This window comes from Oleiphilus sp. HI0067 (assembly GCF_001635735.1).
Genome location: NZ_LWFI01001084.1, coordinates 1 through 853, shown reverse-complemented (window position 1 = coordinate 853; position 853 = coordinate 1). Strand labels below are relative to the sequence as shown.

At 43.5% G+C, this 853-nt stretch carries 2 protein-coding genes; both read left to right on the top strand.

The annotated features are described in order from the left end of the window. Window positions 1-226: nicotinate-nucleotide--dimethylbenzimidazole phosphoribosyltransferase (locus tag A3739_RS15110; RefSeq protein WP_197472351.1), on the top strand; the 226-nt coding region annotated here is incomplete at its 5' end. A gap of 18 nt (window positions 227-244) precedes the next feature. Beyond that, a partial coding sequence (locus tag A3739_RS15105; protein ID WP_068501951.1) for an adenosylcobinamide-GDP ribazoletransferase occupies window positions 245-853 on the top strand: 609 nt, incomplete at its 3' end.

The window sequence follows — 853 nt, the reverse complement described above, 5'->3', positions numbered from 1 at the left end:
CAAGCTGGACCCTTCGATTAAGGACAATGCCGTGTTTTGTCACTGCTCTCAGGAGCAAGGGCATAGAAAGCTGTTAGATTATTTAGGCGTCAATGCGCTACTAGATTTGAATCTTCGCTTGGGTGAGGGCTCAGGATGTGCTTTGTCTTATCCGCTTGTAAAGGCGGCTGTATCGTTTATTAATGAGATGGCTAGCTTTGAAGATGCGGGCGTCTCAGACGCTTAAGCCAAACGAGCCTCGATCATGATTAAACGACAGCTTCAACTAATCCATTATGCTTTGATGTTTTATACGCGCATCCCTTTGCCATCTTTGAGCAATGTAGATCAGAGCACGCAAGACCATGCCAGCCGCTATTTTCCCCTTGTCGGCTGGCTGGTTGGTTCAACGACAGCTCTCGCATTCATCCTTTTAAGTCATATATTTTCTCAAGAGCTAAGTATTCTTCTCGTCATATTACTTGGCATATACATGACGGGCGCCTTTCATGAGGATGGTTTGGCTGATACCTGTGATGGTCTTGGTGGTGGTTGGTCACAAGAGCACATCCTGAATATTATGAAGGATAGCCGTTTAGGTACCTATGGTGCTGTTGGGCTATTCTTCGCACTGGCGTTAAAGTTCATCGCACTGATGCAATTACCTGCTGATTATGTACCGGTTGTTATATTAGTTGCTCATGTTTTTTCGCGTTGGTATAGCGTTCTGGTAATGCGAATGATGCAGTATGTTCGTTTGGATGAAACTAGCAAGGCTAAGCCGATTACAAAGCGTTTTGGTAATAAAGATTTTTCGATAGCAACGGTTTTATCATTTCCTGCATTAATCTTACTTCCTCCTAATACTATAATA